At 65.0% G+C, this 17,939-nt stretch carries 18 protein-coding genes; 9 read left to right on the top strand and 9 right to left on the bottom strand.

Going from position 1 to position 17,939, the window contains the following annotated elements:
- Positions 1-55 precede the first annotated feature (55 nt).
- Both HSO01S_RS00500 and HSO01S_RS00505 read left to right on the top strand, forming a co-directional pair.
- Positions 56-1,393, top strand: a complete 1,338-nt coding sequence (locus HSO01S_RS00500) for a glutamine synthetase family protein (protein WP_066038630.1) — start codon at positions 56-58, stop codon at positions 1,391-1,393.
- A 97-nt stretch (positions 1,394-1,490) separates the two neighbouring features.
- Complete coding sequence (locus tag HSO01S_RS00505; RefSeq protein ID WP_066038631.1) at positions 1,491-4,496, top strand: bifunctional [glutamine synthetase] adenylyltransferase/[glutamine synthetase]-adenylyl-L-tyrosine phosphorylase; 3,006 nt, start codon at positions 1,491-1,493, stop codon at positions 4,494-4,496.
- Positions 4,497-5,023: 527 nt separating this feature from the next.
- Here the strand turns inward: HSO01S_RS00505 and HSO01S_RS18090 are convergent.
- Positions 5,024-6,304, bottom strand: a complete 1,281-nt coding sequence (locus HSO01S_RS18090) for a tyrosine-type recombinase/integrase (protein ID WP_084361179.1) — start codon at positions 6,302-6,304, stop codon at positions 5,024-5,026.
- 273 nt (positions 6,305-6,577) lie between these two features.
- Here HSO01S_RS18090 and HSO01S_RS18525 point away from each other — a divergent pair, with 273 nt between their 5' ends.
- From HSO01S_RS18525 to HSO01S_RS00525, 5 genes are all read left to right on the top strand, one after another.
- The gene (locus HSO01S_RS18525) at positions 6,578-6,868 is read left to right on the top strand and encodes a hypothetical protein (RefSeq protein ID WP_157078820.1); all 291 of its coding nucleotides are present in this window, start codon (positions 6,578-6,580) and stop codon (positions 6,866-6,868) included.
- Between the two features lie 164 nt (positions 6,869-7,032).
- A complete protein-coding gene (locus HSO01S_RS00515) occupies positions 7,033-7,383 on the top strand; it encodes a hypothetical protein (RefSeq protein WP_066038633.1) in 351 nt (116 codons plus the stop codon).
- Positions 7,384-7,521: 138 nt separating this feature from the next.
- Positions 7,522-7,791 carry a hypothetical protein gene (locus HSO01S_RS00520; protein ID WP_066038634.1) on the top strand — a complete coding sequence of 90 codons (270 nt, stop codon included), beginning with the start codon at positions 7,522-7,524 and terminating at the stop codon, positions 7,789-7,791.
- A complete protein-coding gene (locus HSO01S_RS18530; protein ID WP_169799911.1) occupies positions 7,788-7,955 on the top strand; it encodes a hypothetical protein in 168 nt (55 codons plus the stop codon). Before HSO01S_RS00520 ends, HSO01S_RS18530 begins: the two co-directional genes overlap by 4 nt.
- Position 7,956: 1 nt before the next feature.
- Positions 7,957-8,178 (top strand): hypothetical protein, encoded by a 222-nt coding sequence (locus HSO01S_RS00525; RefSeq protein WP_066038635.1) that lies wholly within the window; start codon positions 7,957-7,959, stop codon positions 8,176-8,178.
- Between the two features lie 123 nt (positions 8,179-8,301).
- On the opposite strand, the gene HSO01S_RS18935 is transcribed toward HSO01S_RS00525, so the two are convergent.
- The 4 genes from HSO01S_RS18935 to HSO01S_RS18535 form a co-directional block, all read right to left on the bottom strand.
- Positions 8,302-8,985: a DUF3800 domain-containing protein gene (locus tag HSO01S_RS18935; protein WP_169799916.1), complete on the bottom strand. Its 684-nt coding sequence runs from the start codon at positions 8,983-8,985 to the stop codon at positions 8,302-8,304.
- A 73-nt stretch (positions 8,986-9,058) separates the two neighbouring features.
- Positions 9,059-9,280: a hypothetical protein gene (locus tag HSO01S_RS00535; RefSeq protein ID WP_157078822.1), complete on the bottom strand. Its 222-nt coding sequence runs from the start codon at positions 9,278-9,280 to the stop codon at positions 9,059-9,061.
- Positions 9,281-9,504: 224 nt separating this feature from the next.
- Positions 9,505-10,335 (bottom strand): hypothetical protein, encoded by an 831-nt coding sequence (locus HSO01S_RS00540; RefSeq protein WP_157078823.1) that lies wholly within the window; start codon positions 10,333-10,335, stop codon positions 9,505-9,507.
- The gene (locus tag HSO01S_RS18535; RefSeq protein ID WP_157078824.1) at positions 10,332-10,481 is read right to left on the bottom strand and encodes a hypothetical protein; all 150 of its coding nucleotides are present in this window, start codon (positions 10,479-10,481) and stop codon (positions 10,332-10,334) included. The genes HSO01S_RS00540 and HSO01S_RS18535 overlap by 4 nt, the downstream gene beginning before the upstream one ends.
- A 1,409-nt stretch (positions 10,482-11,890) precedes the next feature.
- On the opposite strand from HSO01S_RS18535, the gene HSO01S_RS00550 reads away from it, so the two are divergent.
- Positions 11,891-12,070: a hypothetical protein gene (locus HSO01S_RS00550; protein WP_157078825.1), complete on the top strand. Its 180-nt coding sequence runs from the start codon at positions 11,891-11,893 to the stop codon at positions 12,068-12,070.
- A 132-nt stretch (positions 12,071-12,202) separates the two neighbouring features.
- Here HSO01S_RS00550 and HSO01S_RS00555 read toward each other — a convergent pair whose 3' ends face one another.
- Both HSO01S_RS00555 and HSO01S_RS00560 read right to left on the bottom strand, forming a co-directional pair.
- Positions 12,203-13,441: a Fic family protein gene (locus HSO01S_RS00555; protein ID WP_066038641.1), complete on the bottom strand. Its 1,239-nt coding sequence runs from the start codon at positions 13,439-13,441 to the stop codon at positions 12,203-12,205.
- Positions 13,442-13,662: 221 nt separating this feature from the next.
- Entirely contained in the window at positions 13,663-14,160 is a 498-nt protein-coding gene (locus tag HSO01S_RS00560) for a hypothetical protein (protein WP_066038642.1), read from the bottom strand.
- A gap of 131 nt (positions 14,161-14,291) precedes the next feature.
- Between HSO01S_RS00560 and HSO01S_RS00565 the strand changes: the two genes are divergently transcribed.
- A complete protein-coding gene (locus HSO01S_RS00565) occupies positions 14,292-14,927 on the top strand; it encodes a hypothetical protein (RefSeq protein ID WP_157078826.1) in 636 nt (211 codons plus the stop codon).
- A gap of 13 nt (positions 14,928-14,940) precedes the next feature.
- Here HSO01S_RS00565 and HSO01S_RS00570 read toward each other — a convergent pair whose 3' ends face one another.
- A complete protein-coding gene (locus HSO01S_RS00570; protein WP_066038644.1) occupies positions 14,941-17,586 on the bottom strand; it encodes a fibronectin type III domain-containing protein in 2,646 nt (881 codons plus the stop codon).
- Between the two features lie 31 nt (positions 17,587-17,617).
- A complete protein-coding gene (locus HSO01S_RS00575) occupies positions 17,618-17,938 on the bottom strand; it encodes a hypothetical protein (protein WP_066038645.1) in 321 nt (106 codons plus the stop codon).
- Between the last annotated feature and the right edge of the window lies 1 nt (position 17,939).

Consider the following 17,939-nt stretch of genomic DNA (forward strand, 5'->3'; position numbering starts at 1 on the left):
GCCACTAGCCTAATAGGGGCATGAAGCAATGCCGGAGAGAGGGTCTGTTCCACCGATGGATAAGCAAAGGGACTTCGTTCTCCGCACGATCGAAGAGCGGGGCATCAAGTTCGTGCGGCTGTGGTTCACAGACGTCGTGGGCACCCTGAAATCCGTCGCCATCGCCCCCGCCGAGGTCGAGGGGGCCTTCGCCGAGGGCCTCGGTTTCGACGGCTCGGCCATCGAGGGCCTGACCCGCTCGTTCGAGGCCGACGTGCTCGCGCATCCCGACCCGACGACCTTCCAGATCCTGCCCTGGCGGGGCGAGATCGACCCCACCGCCCGCATGTTCTGCGACATCACCACGCCCGACGGCCAGCCCGCCGTCGCCGACCCGCGCAACGTGCTGAAGCGCACCCTCGCGAAGGCGGCCGACCGCGGCTTCACCTTCTACACGCACCCCGAGATCGAGTTCTACCTGCTCAAGTCGTCGCACTACGGGCCGGACGGGCCCGAGCCCGTCGACTCGGCCGGCTACTTCGACAACGTCCCCGGCGGCACGGCGCACGATTTCCGCCGCCGCTCGGTGCGCATGCTCGAAGACCTCGGCATCTCGGTCGAGTTCAGCCACCACGAGGCCGGCCCCGGCCAGAACGAGATCGACCTCCGCTACGCCGACGCGTTGACGACGGCCGACAACATCATGACCTTCCGCACGGTGATCAAGGAGGTGGCGATCGAGCAGGGCGTGTACGCGACCTTCATGCCGAAGCCGCTCTCCGGCCACCCGGGCTCGGGCATGCACACGCACCTCTCGCTCTTCGAGGGGGATGCGAACGCCTTCTACGAGGCCGGCGCCGAGTACCAGCTCTCCAAGATCGGCCGCAACTTCATCGCCGGTCTGCTGCGGCACGCTCCCGAGATCACCGCGGTCACGAACCAGTTCGTGAACTCGTACAAGCGTCTCTGGGGCGGCGACGAGGCCCCGAGCTTCGTCTGCTGGGGCCACAACAACCGCTCGGCGCTCGTGCGCGTGCCGCTGTACAAGCCCAACAAGGGCCAGTCCTCGCGCATCGAGTACCGCGCGATCGACTCGGCGGCGAACCCGTACCTGTCGTACTCGCTGCTGCTCGCCGCGGGCCTCAAGGGCATCGAGGAGAACTACGAGCTGCCGCCCGAGGCGGAGGACAACGTCTGGAGCCTCACCGACGCCGAGCGCAAGGCCCTGGGCTACGACCCGCTGCCCGCGTCGCTCGACCGCGCCATCTCGCTGATGGAGGAGTCGGAGCTCGTCGCCGAGACCCTCGGCGAGCAGGTCTTCAACTACGTGCTGCTGAACAAGCGGCAGGAGTGGAAGGCCTACCGCGCGCAGGTCACGCCGTTCGAGTTGCAGTCGAACCTGGAGATGCTCTGAGCTGACGGGACTGCGTTGACGGTCCGGCCTGCGGCCGGCACCTAGTCCCGTCGTTCTGTCGGCCCGTCGTCCCGCCGAAAGATGATCTGGTAGCACCATGCCGCGTTCGCAGAACTCCCTCACCGAGCTCGCCCGGGTCGGCTTCGCCCGGCTCGGCTGGGCCGCGGACGAGCTGCGCGCGCTGACCGAGTCGACCGGGGTCGGGACGGATGCGCTGCTGGGGTCGTTCCAGACCGCAGCCGACCCCGACCTGGCGCTGGCCGGCATCCTGAAGCTGCAGCAGCGGTCGCCCGAGGTCGCGCTGACGACCCTGCAGGACGACGCCCTGCGCACCCGCGTCGCCCGGGTGTTCGGCGCCTCGGAGGGTCTCGCCGACTTCTTCTGCCGCCATCCGCGTCAGCTGGCCGAGCTCGGAACCGATCGCCTCGAACTGCCGACCGCCGAAGGCGCCCGGGACGAGATGCTCGACTCGGTCGGTGCGGTCGACGGCTTCTCGACCCTCGTCGGTGAGGATGCCTGGACCGCGCTGCGTGTGCGGTACCGCACCCTGCTGGCCGTCGTGACCGCGTTCGACCTCGAGCAGGGCAATCCGGTCGCCGGGCTCGACGGCGTGGCGCTGGCCCTCGCCGATCTCGCCGCCGCGGCTCTCGAGGCGAGCCTGGCCGTCGCCCGCACCCAGCTCTCGACCAAGGGCCACGGCCTCTGGCACTTCCCGGTCGCCGAGGTCGCGGCGACGCGCTTCGCCGTGATCGGCATGGGGAAGGCGGGGGCGGGCGAGCTCAACTACGTCAGCGACGTCGACGTCATCTTCGTGGCGGAGGGGTCAGAGGGCGTGGGGGATGCGGAGGGACTTCCCTCCAGCACCGCGATCGAGATCGGCACCCGCCTCGCGATGGTGCTGATGCGCGGGATCAGCGAATCCGGGATCGAGCCCGGCCTCTGGGAGGTCGACCCGAACCTCCGGCCCGAGGGCAAGGCGGGGGCGCTCGTGCGATCGCTCGAGTCGCACGCCGCCTACTACGACCGGTGGGCGAAGAACTGGGAGTTCCAGGCGCTGCTCAAGGCACGGCCGATGGCCGGCGACCTCGCGCTCGGCGAGGACTACACGCGGATCGTCGCCCCGAAGGTCTGGTCGAGCGCCTCGCGCGAGAACTTCGTCGAGTCGGTGCAGCGGATGCGCGAGCGCGTCACCTCGAACATCAAGGCCTCAGACGTGGAGTACCAGCTGAAGCTCGGCCCCGGCGGCCTCCGCGACATCGAGTTCACGGTGCAGCTGCTGCAGCTCGTGCACGGCCAGGTGGATGAGACGGTTCGGCAGCGCGGCACCCTCGCCGCCCTGGGCGCGCTGGCCGACGGCGGGTACATCGGCCGGGTCGAGTCGGTGGAGTTCGCCCAGGACTACCGCGTGCTGCGCCTGCTCGAGCACCGGATGCAGCTGCGGCACCTGACCCGCACGCACCTGATGCCGCGCGACGAGTCGGAGCAGCGCGTGCTGGCCCGGGGGAGCGGCCTCGCCTCCAGCGCCCAGGACCTCATCACGCGCTGGAGCGACATCAAGGTGCGGGTGCGGAGCCTGCACGAGCGGCTGTTCTACCGCCCGCTCCTGGCTGCGGTCGCCGCGCTCTCGCCGGACGAGCAGGCGCTGACCAGTGCGCAGGCCGAGGCTCGGCTCGCGGCGATCGGCTTCCTCAACCCGGCCGGGGCGCTCAACCACATCCGGGCGATGACCGCGGGGGTCTCCCGGCGGGCCGCCATCCAGCGCACCCTGCTCCCCGTGATGCTGCAATGGTTCGCGAACGGCGCCGACCCCGACTACGGGCTGCTGGCGTTCCGGCGGCTCTCGGACACGCTGGGCGAGACCTACTGGTTCCTGCGGATGCTCCGCGACTCCTCGGGTGCCGCCGCACGCCTGACGCAGGTGCTGTCGGGCTCGCGGTTCGTGGGGGAGCTGCTGGAGCGCATCCCGGAGGCCGCCGCCTGGCTCGAGAACGACGAGGAGCTGCGGCCGCGCGCCCTGGCCGTGCTCGAGGACGAGACGCGCGCGATCGTCGCCCGGCACGAGTCGCCGGATGCTGCGGCGATGGCCCTCCGCACGGCCCGCCGCCGCGAGGTGCTGCGGCTGGCGATCTCGTCGATCCTCGGGATGTGCACCGTCGAGGAGCTCGGCCTCGCGCTCACCGACATCACGACCGTGCACCTGCAGGGCACGCTCAGCGTCATCCGTCAGTCGGCCGCGCCCGCCTCGGGCGACGGCATCGAGTTCGCGATCATCGGCATGGGGCGGTACGGCGGCGGCGAGCTCGGCTTCGGGTCGGACGCCGACGTGCTCTACGTCTACCGCGCCGTGCGGGTCGACAAGGCGACCGCCCAGTCGGTGGCGCAGTTCATCGTGAACGAGCTGAACCGCCTGACCGAGGATGCGCGCCTGCCGCTCGACCTCGACATCGACCTGCGGCCCGAGGGCAAGAACGGCCCGGCCGTGCGCTCGCTCGAGTCGTACGCGAACTACTACGAGCGCTGGTCGCTGACCTGGGAGGCGCAGGCGCTGCTCCGTGCGAACGGGGTGGCCGGCGACCGAGCCCTGATCGAGGATTTCCACGCCCTGGCCGACACCGTGCGGTACCCGGCGGCCATCTCGGAGACCGAGGTGCGCGAGGTCAAGCGGATCAAGGCGCGCGTCGAGAAGGAGCGCCTGCCTCAGGGCGCAGACCCGGCGCGGCACCTGAAGCTCGGCCGTGGGTCGCTGAGCGACGTCGAGTGGTACGTGCAATTGCTGCAGCTGCAGTACGCCCTGCGCATCCCGGGACTCCGCACGACGTCGACGCTCGACGCCCTCGCGGCGGCCGAGGATGCGGGCCTGATCAACCACGACGACGCCCGCAAGCTGCGGGAGGCCTGGCTCTTCGCCTCGCGCGCCCGGTCGGCGATGACGCTCTGGACCAACAAGACCTCGGACGTGCTGCCCGCGGACCGCCGCCAGCTCGAAGGGGTGGCGCGCCTGCTCGAGTACCCGCCCGGCTCGGCCACCCGCCTCGAGGAGGACTACCTCGGCGTCACCCGTCGCTCCCGCACGGTCTTCGACCGCCTCTTCTACGGGCAGTAGTTGTTTCCGCGCCGCCGCCTCTGCGGCGCGGGCGACATGTTCGCGTGCCGTCGCGAGGCCCGGCCTGCGGTCGCGCCTCGCGGCGACGCGCTCACCCTGGGTCGTGTCACGTACAGCCCGTCACCTCCCAGCCAGTCCCGCGAGCCGTCACAAATCGCCCCATAGAGTGGGCGGAAGGGCGGTTTGTGACGGCTCACCCGAGACGGGCCGTGCTCGAGACGACCCAGGGTGAGTGCGCGGCCGCGTGAGCGACCGCACGAGAACATGTGGCCCGCGCCGCAGAGGCGGCGGCGCGGACGCAGAAGGCCGCATCCCCGTCGGGGATACGGCCTTTTGCGCGACTAACAGCTACACGCCGTAGTAGAGCTCGTACTGATGAGGTCTACCCGTGAGCGCTTGTAGATGAGCGCCTCCCTTGTGATTGCTGGGATCTGGTGACTGTAAGAGATTGGCCGTCGTCGTCGGGTTTCGGGGATTCTGCGGACTTTTTGCGGACCTGGCGGGGTCTTGGTCTAAGGACCAACATGTCACCCGGCGCTTTGGGCCTCTCCCACGAGCGTGAGGTCAGGACGGACTTGAGGCACCTCCAGCCGGGTGGCAGATCTCTTCATCGCGGCCTCCATTCTTGTCCTGCTGTCGCGGCTCTTGTAGACGCGGGTCATTTCGAAGGACGAATGTCCGACCATCTCGCGGATTAGGTCTTCAGGGACGTCAGCTTCGTACAGCATGTCGACCGCCGTGTGGCGAGCGTCGTGGAAGCGAACCTGACGAACGCCAGCCCGGTCGAGTAGCTCGTGCCACATGTCGGAGTGCACCCGGGGGTCGATGGGGGAGCCGTCTGATCGATGCCACACGAGATCATGGGGATTGTCCCCGCAATCTCGCGCGATGTGTTCATCGAGAAGTTCGCCGAATCGTCCGACTGCTGGAACTAAGCGCCAGCCCGCCCGCGACTTGGGGCGGCTGAGCCATAGGCCTCCAGTCAGATTGTGCGATTCCCAGTCGGCCGGGGCGGGGACCTTCCGCTGCGGGCACTCTGCACCTCGAGTTGCGCCGCAGTGTGTGTCGCAGCCGTGTCGCCAAGAGAGTCTTTGCAACTGCCACGAGATCTCGATAAACCCGTGGTCTACGAAGCCGCGTTGCAGCCCGAGCAATTCGCCTTGCCGAGCGCCTGTGAACAGAGCCGCGTACCAGAGCGAAGCAAGATCACTATGTTCGGCCTCGCGTAACACCTGGTGACACTCTGGAAGCGTTAGAGCTTGCTGAGGGCTCCGAGACTTACGTGGCGCTGGCACTAGCTTTGCCACGTTCACATCGACCAGTTCGTCTCGCTGCGCTGCCGTGAGCGCCACGGACAGCACCCGGTGAGCTTGATTTGCTGTAGTAGCGGAGAGCCCCGACTTGACTATGGCCGTGGCCATCCCTCTCACGTCTCGAGCTCGAAGATTTCGCAGTGGGATGTGCCCAATCGCCGGCACGATTTGGCGCGCAACCACGCTCGAATATCCCGAGAAAGTCTTCGGCCGCACGACCTCAGATGCAATGTCAGATAGCCACTCAGAAAGCCAGTCTTCGACCGTCAGTGCCGCAAGCTCTTCCCGGAAGGGGCGGTGGACTCTTTGTACCGGCGAGACGATTGGGTTCTCGCGCAGATAGTTGCGCACTTTCGCGAGGGCGGTGTCTCTATCCTTCGATCTGAATACCTTCCGTTGACGTTGTCCATCTCTTGAGGGCAGTTCAAACACCGCAGTCCAGAGACCTCGTGAATTCAAAAAAATCGACCCCGTGCCGCGCTCTCTTCTAGTCATGGCGCCGACGCTATGTGCCCTGCATTCACGGGGCAAGAGGCTATTTCGAGCCCGCAACCCCGTATGGCTTGCGGTTCTGGCCGTACGGCGTTAGGCCGGCCGCGCGCGCAGCGCGCGCTCCGAGAAGAGGAGCACCGTGGGCGGCCTGGGGGTGCCGGCGGCGAACGTGAGGCCTGCGGCGCGCTGATCTGCGCGAGCGGATGCGCGGTTGTCTCTTTAGACGTGCGGTCTAGGAGTAGACGCCGACCATTCGACCCGCACTATGCTCGACGGATGCGTAAGGTTGCCCGCCGGGGGCTAATTCCACTCGTCATCGTCGCTTCTCTCGCGGGGTGCGCCTCGCAGAGCCCCTACGTATCGGAGGTGCGTTCGTCATTGAACGTGCCCGCGTCCGTCACAGACGATCAACTAGAGCAGGCACGCACGACCATCTGTGATGCAGTCTCGGAAGGCACCTCGACCGGGGACATGGGCACCTACCTTGACGCTGTCGGCAACTTCGCGGAGCCGTTCGACGATGAGGGCAAGGTTCTGGACGTCGCGCAACACCACTGCGACGATTAGAAAAGAGTGGGGCGGGAGAGGCAATCCCCGGCGCGGCCGCCCAGTGACGAGTTCACACCTCCAAGTGCCAGGTTGTCGCATTCAGCGAACGCTCCGGTCACCGCGCTTTGGGTGAAGCGGACTGTGCGAGGATCACGGCAGGTCTGCTGCAATAAGCTTCCGGCATGCCTAGCGCTGACGAGACACGCCCCGAGCTCCCAGAGCAATACGAGGTTCCCGCTGCTCGCTTCGACGCTCAGCACAAGCAAGACGCCAAGCTCGCCCGCGGCCCGCTGAGCCGTGGCGCGCGATACAGCATCGCCATATTGGTGGCGGCCGTCCTAAGCGGGACCGGGTTCTTCCTCAGCAACCAATTTGCGTTGCTGACTCGATTCTGCGTCGGTAGCTCGTTCGAATGCGTAGGAATCCAGGAGACGCCCGCCTCCAACCTATTCGCGGGAGTCGGCTACGTGGGCCTGGCCGTCGTGACCGCCATGATCATTGCTTACATTGTTCGGTCCGGGCGTGACCGATGAGCATTCGGCTTCCCGCTGCATTCGTTGGTGACTCAGTCGGTCTCATAGCCCCCCTGTGACAACCGTTTGGCGTGTTGTCGGTCGTCCTGCTTACGATCGTCCTGCGCGGGCCGGCGCGCTCCTGAGAGAGGAGCACCCGTGGCCGACTGGCACCCCATCCACACCGTCCGCGCGCACTCCTGGATCTTCCCGAGGCCTGGCACCGACGAGCCCCTCGCCGAGATCCGCCACCTCCCCGTGAAGGTCGGCGACCGCCGCGTGTGGACCTTCAGAGCGGTCACCTGGGCTGAGCCGCGCGAGCTCATCGGCGCCGGGTACTTCGACACCCTCCGCGACGCGGCATTCGCCTGCCATCGCTACGCCCTTCACGTCGCGATTCGGCCGCAGCTAAACGAGACGATCCGGTGAGTAGAGTCGAGCGCATGATCGTGCGCGGCGTGACCCAGAAGGACGGCGAAGAGGAGCCGTTCGTCGAGATCGTCGTCGAAGCGGCGGACTACTTCGCGGGCAAGGCCGAGGTCCTTCGACGGCTCCCGGAAGGCTGGACCCTCATCCACCACCGGAAGGAGTGACGTGCTGTTCCTCGCGCGCGGCATCGAAGACGACCACTACTGGGTCGTGCGCGAGATCGACGGGGCCCTCGTCGAGACGCCGTGGCGAGTCGAGCACGAGACAGCCGGCTACGTCCTGAGCCACGCCGACGACGCCTCGCAGTCGCGGCGTGGGTTCGAGCTGGGCGCGTTCGAGACTGCGGAGCAAGCCATCGCCGCCCTAAAGGACAGCGGCTTGTTCTAGCAGAAGAGCAGGGAACTCGCGGTCGACCAGTGGGCCGAGGTGTGTTAATGTCGGGCTAAAGGTCCCACCCCGCTGATAAGAACCCCTGGGTTCTGCCGAGAGGCTAGGCGGGGTGGTCATTTTCTACCAGTAGCGTGTGTGCCCGCGCTGGAAGATGTCGAACGTCGTGTGCTTGCCGGGCAGCTTCTTCAGCCAGGAATCGTCCTTCGACTCGAGGCTCCTAAATAGAGACCAGGCGTAGTAATCGGCGATCTGCCCGTTGAGGTCCTCCTTGACCGGTTTGAACATGATGTAGTGAGAACGTCCTATCGCGTTCAGCGACGGCTTCACGGCCTTGATGAACGCGGACCTGTGCTTCGCCGACAAGGCCGAATCAAACATCAGGATGATGGGCTCCGCCATGGGATTCACTGCCTTCAGCAGGTACTTCGCCAACGCCCCGCCTATCAGGGAGTAGAAGACTTCCGGCGCATGCTTGGAAGGGTGAGCAAGGTGCTTGTCGGCGTAAATGCTGTGCACCTGGCATCCGTGCCCATTGCAAAGCGATTCGATTACACGGTTGCGTGTTCCCGCGGAGTTCTGGGTGGCGTGGAACGGGATCTGATCAGCGAGTCCTCGTCCGAGGAACTCGTATTTGAGTGCAGCCAGCCTGGACGCACACTCGGCGGGGTCGACCGTCAGGAAGGCTGAAAGGACGTAATGGTCCGTGCCGGACCCGGTGAAGTCGAGGTTCCCTGACTCGTCGATGAAGACGTACAGGGGAAGCGTGGGATGGATCGGTGAGCCCTTCTCGACAGCAGTGAACAGATACTATTCGACGCACGACGAAAGAGCCCCCGCGACCCTCTCCGAAGAGACGGCCACAGGGGCTTGGCTTAGGTCACCGCCAGTCGGTAGAGCCGGCCTTCGGCTCGAGGTGACGCGCGAGATCGACGACGGCCTCGGAGAATCGTGACTCACCGGTGGTGATTCGATTGAGCTCTTGCCCGATCGACAGCAAGGCGTAGACCTTCGCCGCTTCGATCTTCTGATCAACCGTCACGATGTCTTCGTCGCGGGGCATCATGTCTCCGGCTGCGTGCCAGGGGTATTCCATGCTCACTACTCACTCCTCTTATCCGTCCCGCCGAGCCGACGGGTGGACCTACCGTATCTGCACCGGCCGACATCCTCGGAACGACGAAAGACCCCCTCGAAGCCGACCCGAAGGCCAGCCCCGAGGGGGTCACTATTGCAGTTCCGCACCGACATGATGCGCCCGGGGTAGGGAAGAATCCATTATCCGCCTGGGTGCGGATGCCCGGTGGTTAGTGTCGCTGGCTCCGATCAGATAACCGCAGCGAGCCCGTCCGGAGTGATTGAGGCTGAAGAGATGTAGAACTCCGAAAACGTCGGCCCAAGCGGAGGCCGGCCTCGGAGCTCGAATAGGCGATCCTGGTCGGATGACCGCATCCCGTGCGCCCACATGAAAAGACTCGCGCCCGCTGGTCGGGCCGCGAGAACCATAGCGTCTTGATTGACAGGGCGGTCGCTGAGATGGCGCAAGATGGAGGGACTTCCGACCCCAGGAGAGTCTGCAAGTTGCAGACGCTCGAGGCCGACAACGGTGGCCGTGACTACTGCTTCAAGCGAGTCAGCATCTTCGGGAGCTACGACCCCCACCGACGCGTCGATGGGTGCCCAAACACAGTTCTGTTGGGCTTCTACCGCCACACCAATCATGAAGGGTTGCGCTTGGCGCAGGATCGCGTCGTAGATGGCGTGGTGGAAACGAATCTGATTCGAGGTCATCCCCGTCACGAGGCGCGCGTAGTAGGCCCCGTCGTCGTTCTTCCCTAACGGCGTCCGCGATGCGATGAGCAGACCGGCAAGGTACTCCTGCTGGACGTCATCCGATATCCAGGAACCTTCGTTGAGTACCTCGTAGAACACCCGAGGCGGCACGCTCTGACCGTCGTCGGGTGCGTCCGCCCCTACGCGACGGGCCACCTTCTCTCCGATGGAGAGCACGTTGTCCATGCGGCTTTTCGTCCACTCGCCGAATGACGCCCCGACCGCTTTTATGGCGGGGCCTGCGACCCAATAGAGGCCGAGGGCCCCTGCTCCGAATGTGAGGTTGTCGCCAGCCATTCCGAGCAGTTCGAGGCCGTCGCTCAACGGTTTTCCAGGTGAGTGCGGGCCCGCTGCATGGCGCTGCGTAGACGGTCGAGGTGGCGCTGGTGCAGCTTGTGAAGCCGTTCAGCACGCCACGCGTGCCAGCGGATAGAGACTTCCGCGTCGATCCAAGATGTGAGCATGCTCATGAGAGAAGTATTCACCCCCTCTGCAAAGAATGAAGACCCTCGATGAGGGCACCTGGCCGGCACCCGTTCTGAAGCTATGCAGCTAGACCGAGGGCAGTAAGATCGTAGATCGTTGGCAGAGCCAGGTCATAGGTGCCCACGACAGCCGGAACAATCGCCTGTAGTTGACCGTTCGTTGCGCCGGCGGGAACCGTGAAGTACACGAGCTGAGTCGAGTCCGGGATCTGAGGACCCGTCCCGGACGGGCCCTTCAGGGGGATGGTCAGATCGACAACGTTCGCGCCGTGGTACGTCGAGTAGATCAAGCGGAATGCCCCACCGCCCTGCCCCGTGCGGGAGCGGAGGACGCACATCATCTTGTGTCCGGGCACCACGAGTTACATGTTGTTCGAGTAGTAGAGCGTGGTTGCTGCGGTTGATGAGACGGTCCAGCGCTGCCAGTTGAATCCGCTGCCGCTGTCGAGTAATCCCGATGGGACGATGCTGGCGGCCGCGGATGTGGCGGTGAGGCCAACGGCAAGTCCTGAAGATGGGGTGCCGCCCCATACTTCCGTCGGTCGCATCTCGGTATGTACCGTGCTGTTGAGCGCTCTGAAGCACGAAGAAGCCCCCGCAGCACTCCGTGAAGGCGACGGGGATGGTTGGCCGACAGTGATTTGGATGGAGTGGGAAGCAATCGAGTAGCCACTCCGACAGGTAGGCATGCTACCCAGGTAGGACAGACTGGCCGGTATTCGTCCAGGCACGCGATGCATGCGTGTGCAAGCTTCGTGGTCGCCCATCCCGTCGAGCCCCGGAAACAGACTCAACTCGATATTCGATGAGGTCGGCGTGCTGAGCGGAGTCCAGAATCACCGCTGGCATCGGGAATTCAAGCACTCCGCCCGGCTGTACGACGACAGGCAGCGCTGGGTACTCGATGACCCGCCCACCCAGAATCACCAAACCCGTTGGATACAAGAGGAGGCCTGCCCGATTGATCGCGCCGGCTCTCGTAAGGCATAGCGGGAGTCTTCCCACGTTGTAGACGACTAGTACGTGCCCGTAGGCCTCGTCGCCAGGCCCGGCAGATTCATAGACGTCAAGCACCGGTTTCGCGCGTGCGGAAAGTGAATGGACCAGTGCAACCAGAGCCACCGCAAGCGCGCCTGCTGAAAGCCCGACTGTCACGATCTCCAATGAACTCACCCCTTTGATTACGCGGGAACGTATCTGCTGGTCCCGTTTCTAGTTTGCCGGCGTCGGGCACGTCAATTCTGGCCTAGTGGGACACTGCCACAGACCGTCTGCCATGGCGTTGTCATCAGTCGTCACCACACACAAGCCGCCCATATCCTATTGATGCCCCGGTTCCATTCACCCCTGACCAAGCAGTCGGGCCCGACAACAACATGAATTTTGCAGTGCAAATGCCAGGCGAGATCGACGGCACCCTCGTCGAGACACCCTGGCGTGTCGAGCACGAAGCCGACGGGTGCAGGCTCAGCCACGCCGACGACGCTGACGAGACGCGGCAGGTTTACGCGCTCGGGGCGTTCCTCACCGCCGAGGACGCCGTCGACGCTCTGCGGCGCGCTTTCGACCTCTGAGCGCGCACATGCAGCATCGTGGCGGGCTACCCGACCGAGACGAGCTGAGAAGCGCGCTCCGCAGGCTCTTCTCTTCCATAACGTAGAGCCCCAGGCCGGCCAGTGAAGGCCGAACCTGGGGCTCAAGGGTCGCTACTCTTCCCCAAGCTTCTCGAGCACGGGGAAATAGGCACCAAACTCTGGTCGCGGGGTGAATGCATCCATCCGCCAGATCGACGATTCAAACTTATTTCCGCCCACGTCGGTGATGAGTTCAAGCTCCAAGAGCTTGTTCATGTCGCGACGGAAGAGCCGATCGGTGGTGCCGTCGTACATCTCTGCGATCGCGGGGGTGAGATACCGGATCTCCTTGCGGGTGAGCGGCTTGGAATCCGGCATCGCGAGCACGACCGCGCGACGTCGACGCGCGATGTCGGTGGATGGTTCGGCTTGGAACCTCTCGTGGACGTAATTGATCCAGGCGACGCGACGCTGTTGCGCTTGCACGGTGCGGACCTGCTCGCGCAGCTGATCACGGAACCCGAGAGCGCTATAGGCGATGAATCCCGCCACGTCATTCGCCTTCGAGGCAGCGTCGAGGCGCTCGTAGTAGCGAGTTCTGGTCCGGTTGTAGTAGTCCGACAGGAGATTGGTGCTGATCCACGGGACAAGCCCGCTGTGGGCGAGGATCGCGCACTCGATGAGTCGAGCTGCGCGGCCATTGCCATCGCCAAACGGGTGAATCCATGCGATGTACAGATGAGAGAGAGTGGCCGCGAAGAAGGTGAGAAAGAATGCTTCGTCGGTGCTGGTTACGGCTGCGCGGCGTGCGTCGGACATGATCTCGTTGACCCACCGGCAAAGTTCCTCCATGAGGTACGGAACGTCTTCTGCTGGGGCGCCGCGATAATTTCCAACCACGATCGGAATGTCTCGGTATTCGCCCGGTGAAACGTGGTCCGGAACCTCGAGGTCTTTGAGCAGCGCGGCGTGCTTCGCTTTGATCCATTCGGGCGTGAGCTCGAAATCGTCGCCTCTACCTTCGTTGACCTCCTGACGGATAGTTTGCAATGCATCGAGTACGTTGCGCACCTCTTGCTCGAGGTACTGCTGAGACTCGGGCAGACGACGCTTATTGACAAAGATCTCTTCTACTTCATCTTCACTGAGCGTGTTGCCCTCGATAGCAGCCGATGCCAGGGCTCCGCGTCGCATGTAAACGCCAGCAAGATCCCAAGCAACACGCGGCTGAAGAGGAGTTCCGACCAGATGCTGACACTTCGAATATGCCTCGCCGAGATGAGCCCAAGTGATGTGTCGGAGAGCGTCCGTCTGGAAGTTGTAGGTAAGCCAAGGGTGGGAGTCCACATATGTGCGGTCAGTGGTGAACATAGCCGAACCATACACTAAATACCCCCTTGTTTTGTCCAAGAGATTGTCCGGTACGCTGTCCGCGTAGTGCAACCAGAAGAAGCCCCCGCGGCCTTCTTCTTTGAGAGGGCGACGGGGGCTTGCTGTTGCAGTTCCGCACCGACATGATGCGCCCGGGGTTGGGATGAATCCAGTATCCGCCCGCGGGAGTGGTGGTGCACTTACCTTGTTGATGGTGACGTTCAGTCACCATCGAGCGTGGCGCGGATCTGACCACGTTTGCTGTAGACCCGCTTTCCGGTGGCGAGGTCAACGAAGACACGGAGCTCTCGCACGTCTTTGCCCTTCGCATGCTGAGCGATCGCTGCAGATCGCACGTAGAAGGTCGCCCTTGTTCCCGCTTCCAGCATGTGCGGCAGCGCCGGGTTCGGCATGTGGGGATCGGGGGCGACGCCGACGAGCTTGCCGCCATCGGGTAGCTCAACGGCCCAGCCTGTCACCTGCACGGGTGCCGCGCCCGTGTTGCGGACCTCAATGCCTACGTACGGCCCGAGTGCCGCTTCATCCGTGAAGCGCCACATGCCCGAAGCTGCCGTCACCCGCACCCGGTGGGCGCCCCGCGTGCGGACAACGATCTGCCAGACCAGCGCCGCGATTCCAGTAGCGGCACCGATGGCGGCGACCACGAGGCTCACGATCGAAAGGATGAACGCCGGCAGCGCGTAGGGGTCGGGTTCCATGGCGAGACTCTACCAACGACGAAAGACCCCCTCGAAGCCGACCCGAAGGCCAGCCCCGAGGGGGTCTGAGGTGGTGCAGTATTCCGGTCTTTAGTTGCGTGTGCACCGCCCACTTGGCCAGACTCGTGGTCATGTCACGAGAGCCCAGCTCAGAAGAGGTGAAGCGCTACTCAGAGATCCTCGCGGACGTAAAGGTGCGGCTGCGCCTCGCCGCGATCTTCTTCGACGCGATCGAACCGGACCGGCTCAACGTCGAGGTAGCGGCGCTCCAGCTGCGGATTGCCCTTGAGAGCATCGCGCTTGGCTCGCTCGTGTCGAATGCCTCCATGATGGACGAAATGCGGGGTGCTATCGAGAAGAAGGACCCGGAGCAGGCTCGCAAGTTGCTGCGGAAGGTGAACCGTCACTACTGGCCGACCCCGGTCACGAAGACCTACATAGGCCCCGGCACATCGTCCAGCCGACTTGAGGATGTGCCAGAAGGCTTCGTGCGCGAGGAGGACTACGGACGATGGCTCGGCAAGACCAGCGAGTGGCTTCACGGGCGAAGCACCTGGAAGCCCCCGCTCGATGTGAGCCGGGGCATCTCGGATATGCGGCAGCTCCACAACCAACTCGTTCGACTCCTCGACAACCACATCGTTCGCCTGGCGAACTCGACGTGGATGATGACGGGGCAAATGGATAGTTCGCCTACAGGCTTGCACGCGCAGGGAGAGGGCACAGTCCAAGTTGCTCTATTCGAGCGACGAGGCGATGCCCCCTAACCGCGTGTTTCTCTCAGGGCGTTTCGTAGTACGTCTTCTGGTTGGCCTCACCAGCGTGCCGCGCCGTATCGCTGAGCGCGCCCGGGAAGATGACGAGCTCGGCGATGTTCCCCGGCGCGCTGCTCCCCGCAGAGCCCGCGAAGGCGAAGAACGACGACAGGCCGCCGCTTCGGCTGACTGCGCCGATCGCGCCTACGTCCGGGTTTAGCGTCCCCGTGCGGGTGTAGCTGTTCGACTGCCCCGCGGCCGCGTCGACGTACGTAGCGAACGCTGATCCTGTGTCCACGGCGGAGAACTGATGCTGAACTGGGCTGAGTGAAGCATCGAACCCGGCCGGACCAGCAGTGCTCACGTTGATGATCGTGGCGTTCGCCGCGTTTCGAATGAAGCGGGTGAGGACGCCGGAACCAGCCACGAGCGGCGAGTACTGCGAGGCGGTCTCATCGCTCCTGTTCTCGGAGAAGATCCGGCCCTGACCACCGTTGGCGACCAGCAGGTAGGTGGCCGATCCGAGAGCGTAAGCGAGGGCGGCGCCCACGAGCGCGCGCGTGCCGTCGAACTGCGGCCCCTTCGTAATGAGCGCCCCGGCCGTAAACAGCGGCGGCTGAGCGGCAGCGGTAGGGGCGGTGAAGTGGTGCGCGCCGGCGGACTGGTCGTACCACTTCACGACATACCCGCCCGCACCAGCAAGCCAGGCGATGGCGGTCGCGTCGTCGGGGTTGCTCCCTACGAAGCCGATGTCCATTTCTGCGTTGTCGCTCGAGCGGCGGAGCCGGTACGCGGGTCCGCTGTAGCCGGCGACAACCTTCCGTCGGGAGAACGCCAGCGCCGGAGCTACACCGACTGCAGTGGACAGCAGCGGGGATGCGATGGTGCTGATCGTCTGGGTGGCAGAGTAGGCGCCGGTCCCGATCGCGTTGACGGCGGCGATCTGCACGTCATACTGGGTCCCATCGGCAAGGGAGGCGATCGTGGCCGTGAGCAACGCGGTGGCTGGCCCTGTGAGCCATGCGGTGTCGCCGGTCTTCCGGTAGCGCATCTGGTAGCTGATCGCGCCGGTGGACGGGTTCCACGCGGCGTCCGCGGTGCTCTTGGTCGCGTTCGACAGGGCGAGCCCGGTCGGCGCGGCTGGCACCGTGTCGGCTGCGGGGGGAAGCCAGCCGAGTTCGATCATCCGCTCGTAGATCAGGCGCGCGTAGATGCCGAGTGCTGCGGTCGTGAGGTGGATGCCGTCGATGCGGAGCTGGTGCGGGATGTTCCCGGCTGCGATGTCGGAGAGGTCTTCCGCGTCGGGGGTGAGTCCGGCGTCGGCGAGGCCGTAGCTGATCAGGTAGGAGCGGACGTCGATGACTCGGCGTCCGTAGGTGGCGATCAGCTGGCCGATCAGCGCGGTCTTCGCGGCCGAGGGAGACCCGACCGGGGTGGTGATCAGGAACCGCTTGGACGCCGAGGTGAGCGCGTTCTCGGCGGCCTTGAGGTCGGCGAGCCCGCGAGTGGTCCACCACGTCTCGGAGATGTAGTTCTCGAGGAAGTCCCACACCTGGATGTCGTTCTTGTCCGCGTCGGCGGTCGCCCAGTAGAACGCGGACGGTCGTGTCGCGGCGATGGCCGTGCCGGCGGTGGTGCGGGTGAAGGTGTAGTAGTCGTCCGAGAGGTGCGTGGTCGGGTTGCCGGACGGCTTCACGATCGCGAGAGTGCCCGGGATGCGCTTCGCACCGACCACCAACGTTCCGGTCACAGACGTCGGACCCTGAAGAAGGGGCCAAGAGAACCCATCGCCGATCACCGAGAGCGCGACCGTCACGGGCGTCGCAGTGGCCGAGATCTCGCCGCCTGCCGGGAGCGCCTGGTAAGGGAGCCCGCCCTGGCGAGCGACGATCCCGATAGAGGATTCTCCGCCGATCCCTCGGTTCTTGACCGTGCGCCCGGAGAGAGCGGACAGTTGCGCCGGCCACGGGGTCTGACCGCCGACTCCCTGAGTGATGGAGGTGCCGTAAGGAGTGATCGCTGGCCCGGCAGTGATCAGGCCAGATGCCGCAGCGGCCACCGCGTCATCCACTCGAGCGACGATGGTGCTGTCGTTCGCGATTGCCTCGGAAACAAGTGGCCCGACCGACTGCTGAATCGTGGAGTTAAGTGCATCTCGTGAGGGCCCGGCGCCGGTGAGCATCCCGGCGACCTGGGCGTTGTTCGTGCCACCGAACGCTGCCGCTTCGTCACGTGCCTGCTGGGCGTCGTCGACCAGGCCGGCGGTCTCATCTCGGAGCTCGCGGGTCTGCTCGAGGAACGTGGGCCCGAACTCGGGCGGTTCCACGACGTCGACGAGGAGGATCGATGCCGAGTCCGTCCACTCCACGGTTGCAGCAGCACCCGGCTTGAACTGGAACGCCTGCGGGCCGGCGCCCCCAACGACACCGCCGCGCCCGTTCGTGAAGACGTGACGGACCACCCACGAGACCGTGGTGCCGTCCGACGCCGTGTCCTCCAACCCCGTGACGGTGACCTCACCATTGACGAACTCGAAGTTCTTCGCGATCGGCCAGTTCACCGTCGAGTCCTTCGCGAACTCGAACGCCGGATACACCTCGACGTAGGAACGCTCGGTCGGGGCGACACCCGGGCCGATCGTGGAACTGAAGTGGATAGCGTGCACGGTCACAGGAGGCCGCCTCTCAGGTCAGAAGGTTGGATCAGGCGGCGTGCTTGGCGCCGACGCGCTGTACGGCGCCGGCAGCACCAGTCGGCTTCCAGATACCGAAGTGCAGACCCACGGCGATCAGGAAGGAAGTCACGGCAAGCACCAGGCCGGTACCGAGGTCGTAAGAGGTTCCCGAGGTAATGGCATTCAGGAACTCCGTGCCGAGCCCGGTCACCGCGGCGAGGCCAGCGAGGATGATCGCCTTCACGCCCGGGTCGGTGACGACCTTGGTGACGAGGCCGACGATGAGCGGCAGGATCGTCGAGACGATTAGGCCAACGATGAGGACGGGAGGAAGGTCGAAAGTGATCATG

The sequence above is a fragment of the Herbiconiux solani NBRC 106740 genome (genome assembly GCF_001571005.1).
GTDB lineage: Bacteria > Actinomycetota > Actinomycetes > Actinomycetales > Microbacteriaceae > Herbiconiux > Herbiconiux solani.

Coding starts and splice junctions, on each gene's coding strand:
- HSO01S_RS00500 (WP_066038630.1), top strand. CDS start 56: ATGGATAAGCAAAGGGACTTCGTTCTCCGCACGATCGAAGAGCGGGGC.
- HSO01S_RS00505 (WP_066038631.1), top strand. CDS start 1,491: ATGCCGCGTTCGCAGAACTCCCTCACCGAGCTCGCCCGGGTCGGCTTC.
- HSO01S_RS18090 (WP_084361179.1), bottom strand. CDS start 6,304: ATGACTAGAAGAGAGCGCGGCACGGGGTCGATTTTTTTGAATTCACGA.
- HSO01S_RS18525 (WP_157078820.1), top strand. CDS start 6,578: ATGCGTAAGGTTGCCCGCCGGGGGCTAATTCCACTCGTCATCGTCGCT.
- HSO01S_RS00515 (WP_066038633.1), top strand. CDS start 7,033: ATGCCTAGCGCTGACGAGACACGCCCCGAGCTCCCAGAGCAATACGAG.
- HSO01S_RS18535 (WP_157078824.1), bottom strand. CDS start 10,481: ATGAGCATGCTCACATCTTGGATCGACGCGGAAGTCTCTATCCGCTGG.
- HSO01S_RS00550 (WP_157078825.1), top strand. CDS start 11,891: ATGCCAGGCGAGATCGACGGCACCCTCGTCGAGACACCCTGGCGTGTC.
- HSO01S_RS00555 (WP_066038641.1), bottom strand. CDS start 13,441: ATGTTCACCACTGACCGCACATATGTGGACTCCCACCCTTGGCTTACC.
- HSO01S_RS00560 (WP_066038642.1), bottom strand. CDS start 14,160: ATGGAACCCGACCCCTACGCGCTGCCGGCGTTCATCCTTTCGATCGTG.
- HSO01S_RS00565 (WP_157078826.1), top strand. CDS start 14,292: ATGTCACGAGAGCCCAGCTCAGAAGAGGTGAAGCGCTACTCAGAGATC.
- HSO01S_RS00575 (WP_066038645.1), bottom strand. CDS start 17,938: ATGATCACTTTCGACCTTCCTCCCGTCCTCATCGTTGGCCTAATCGTC.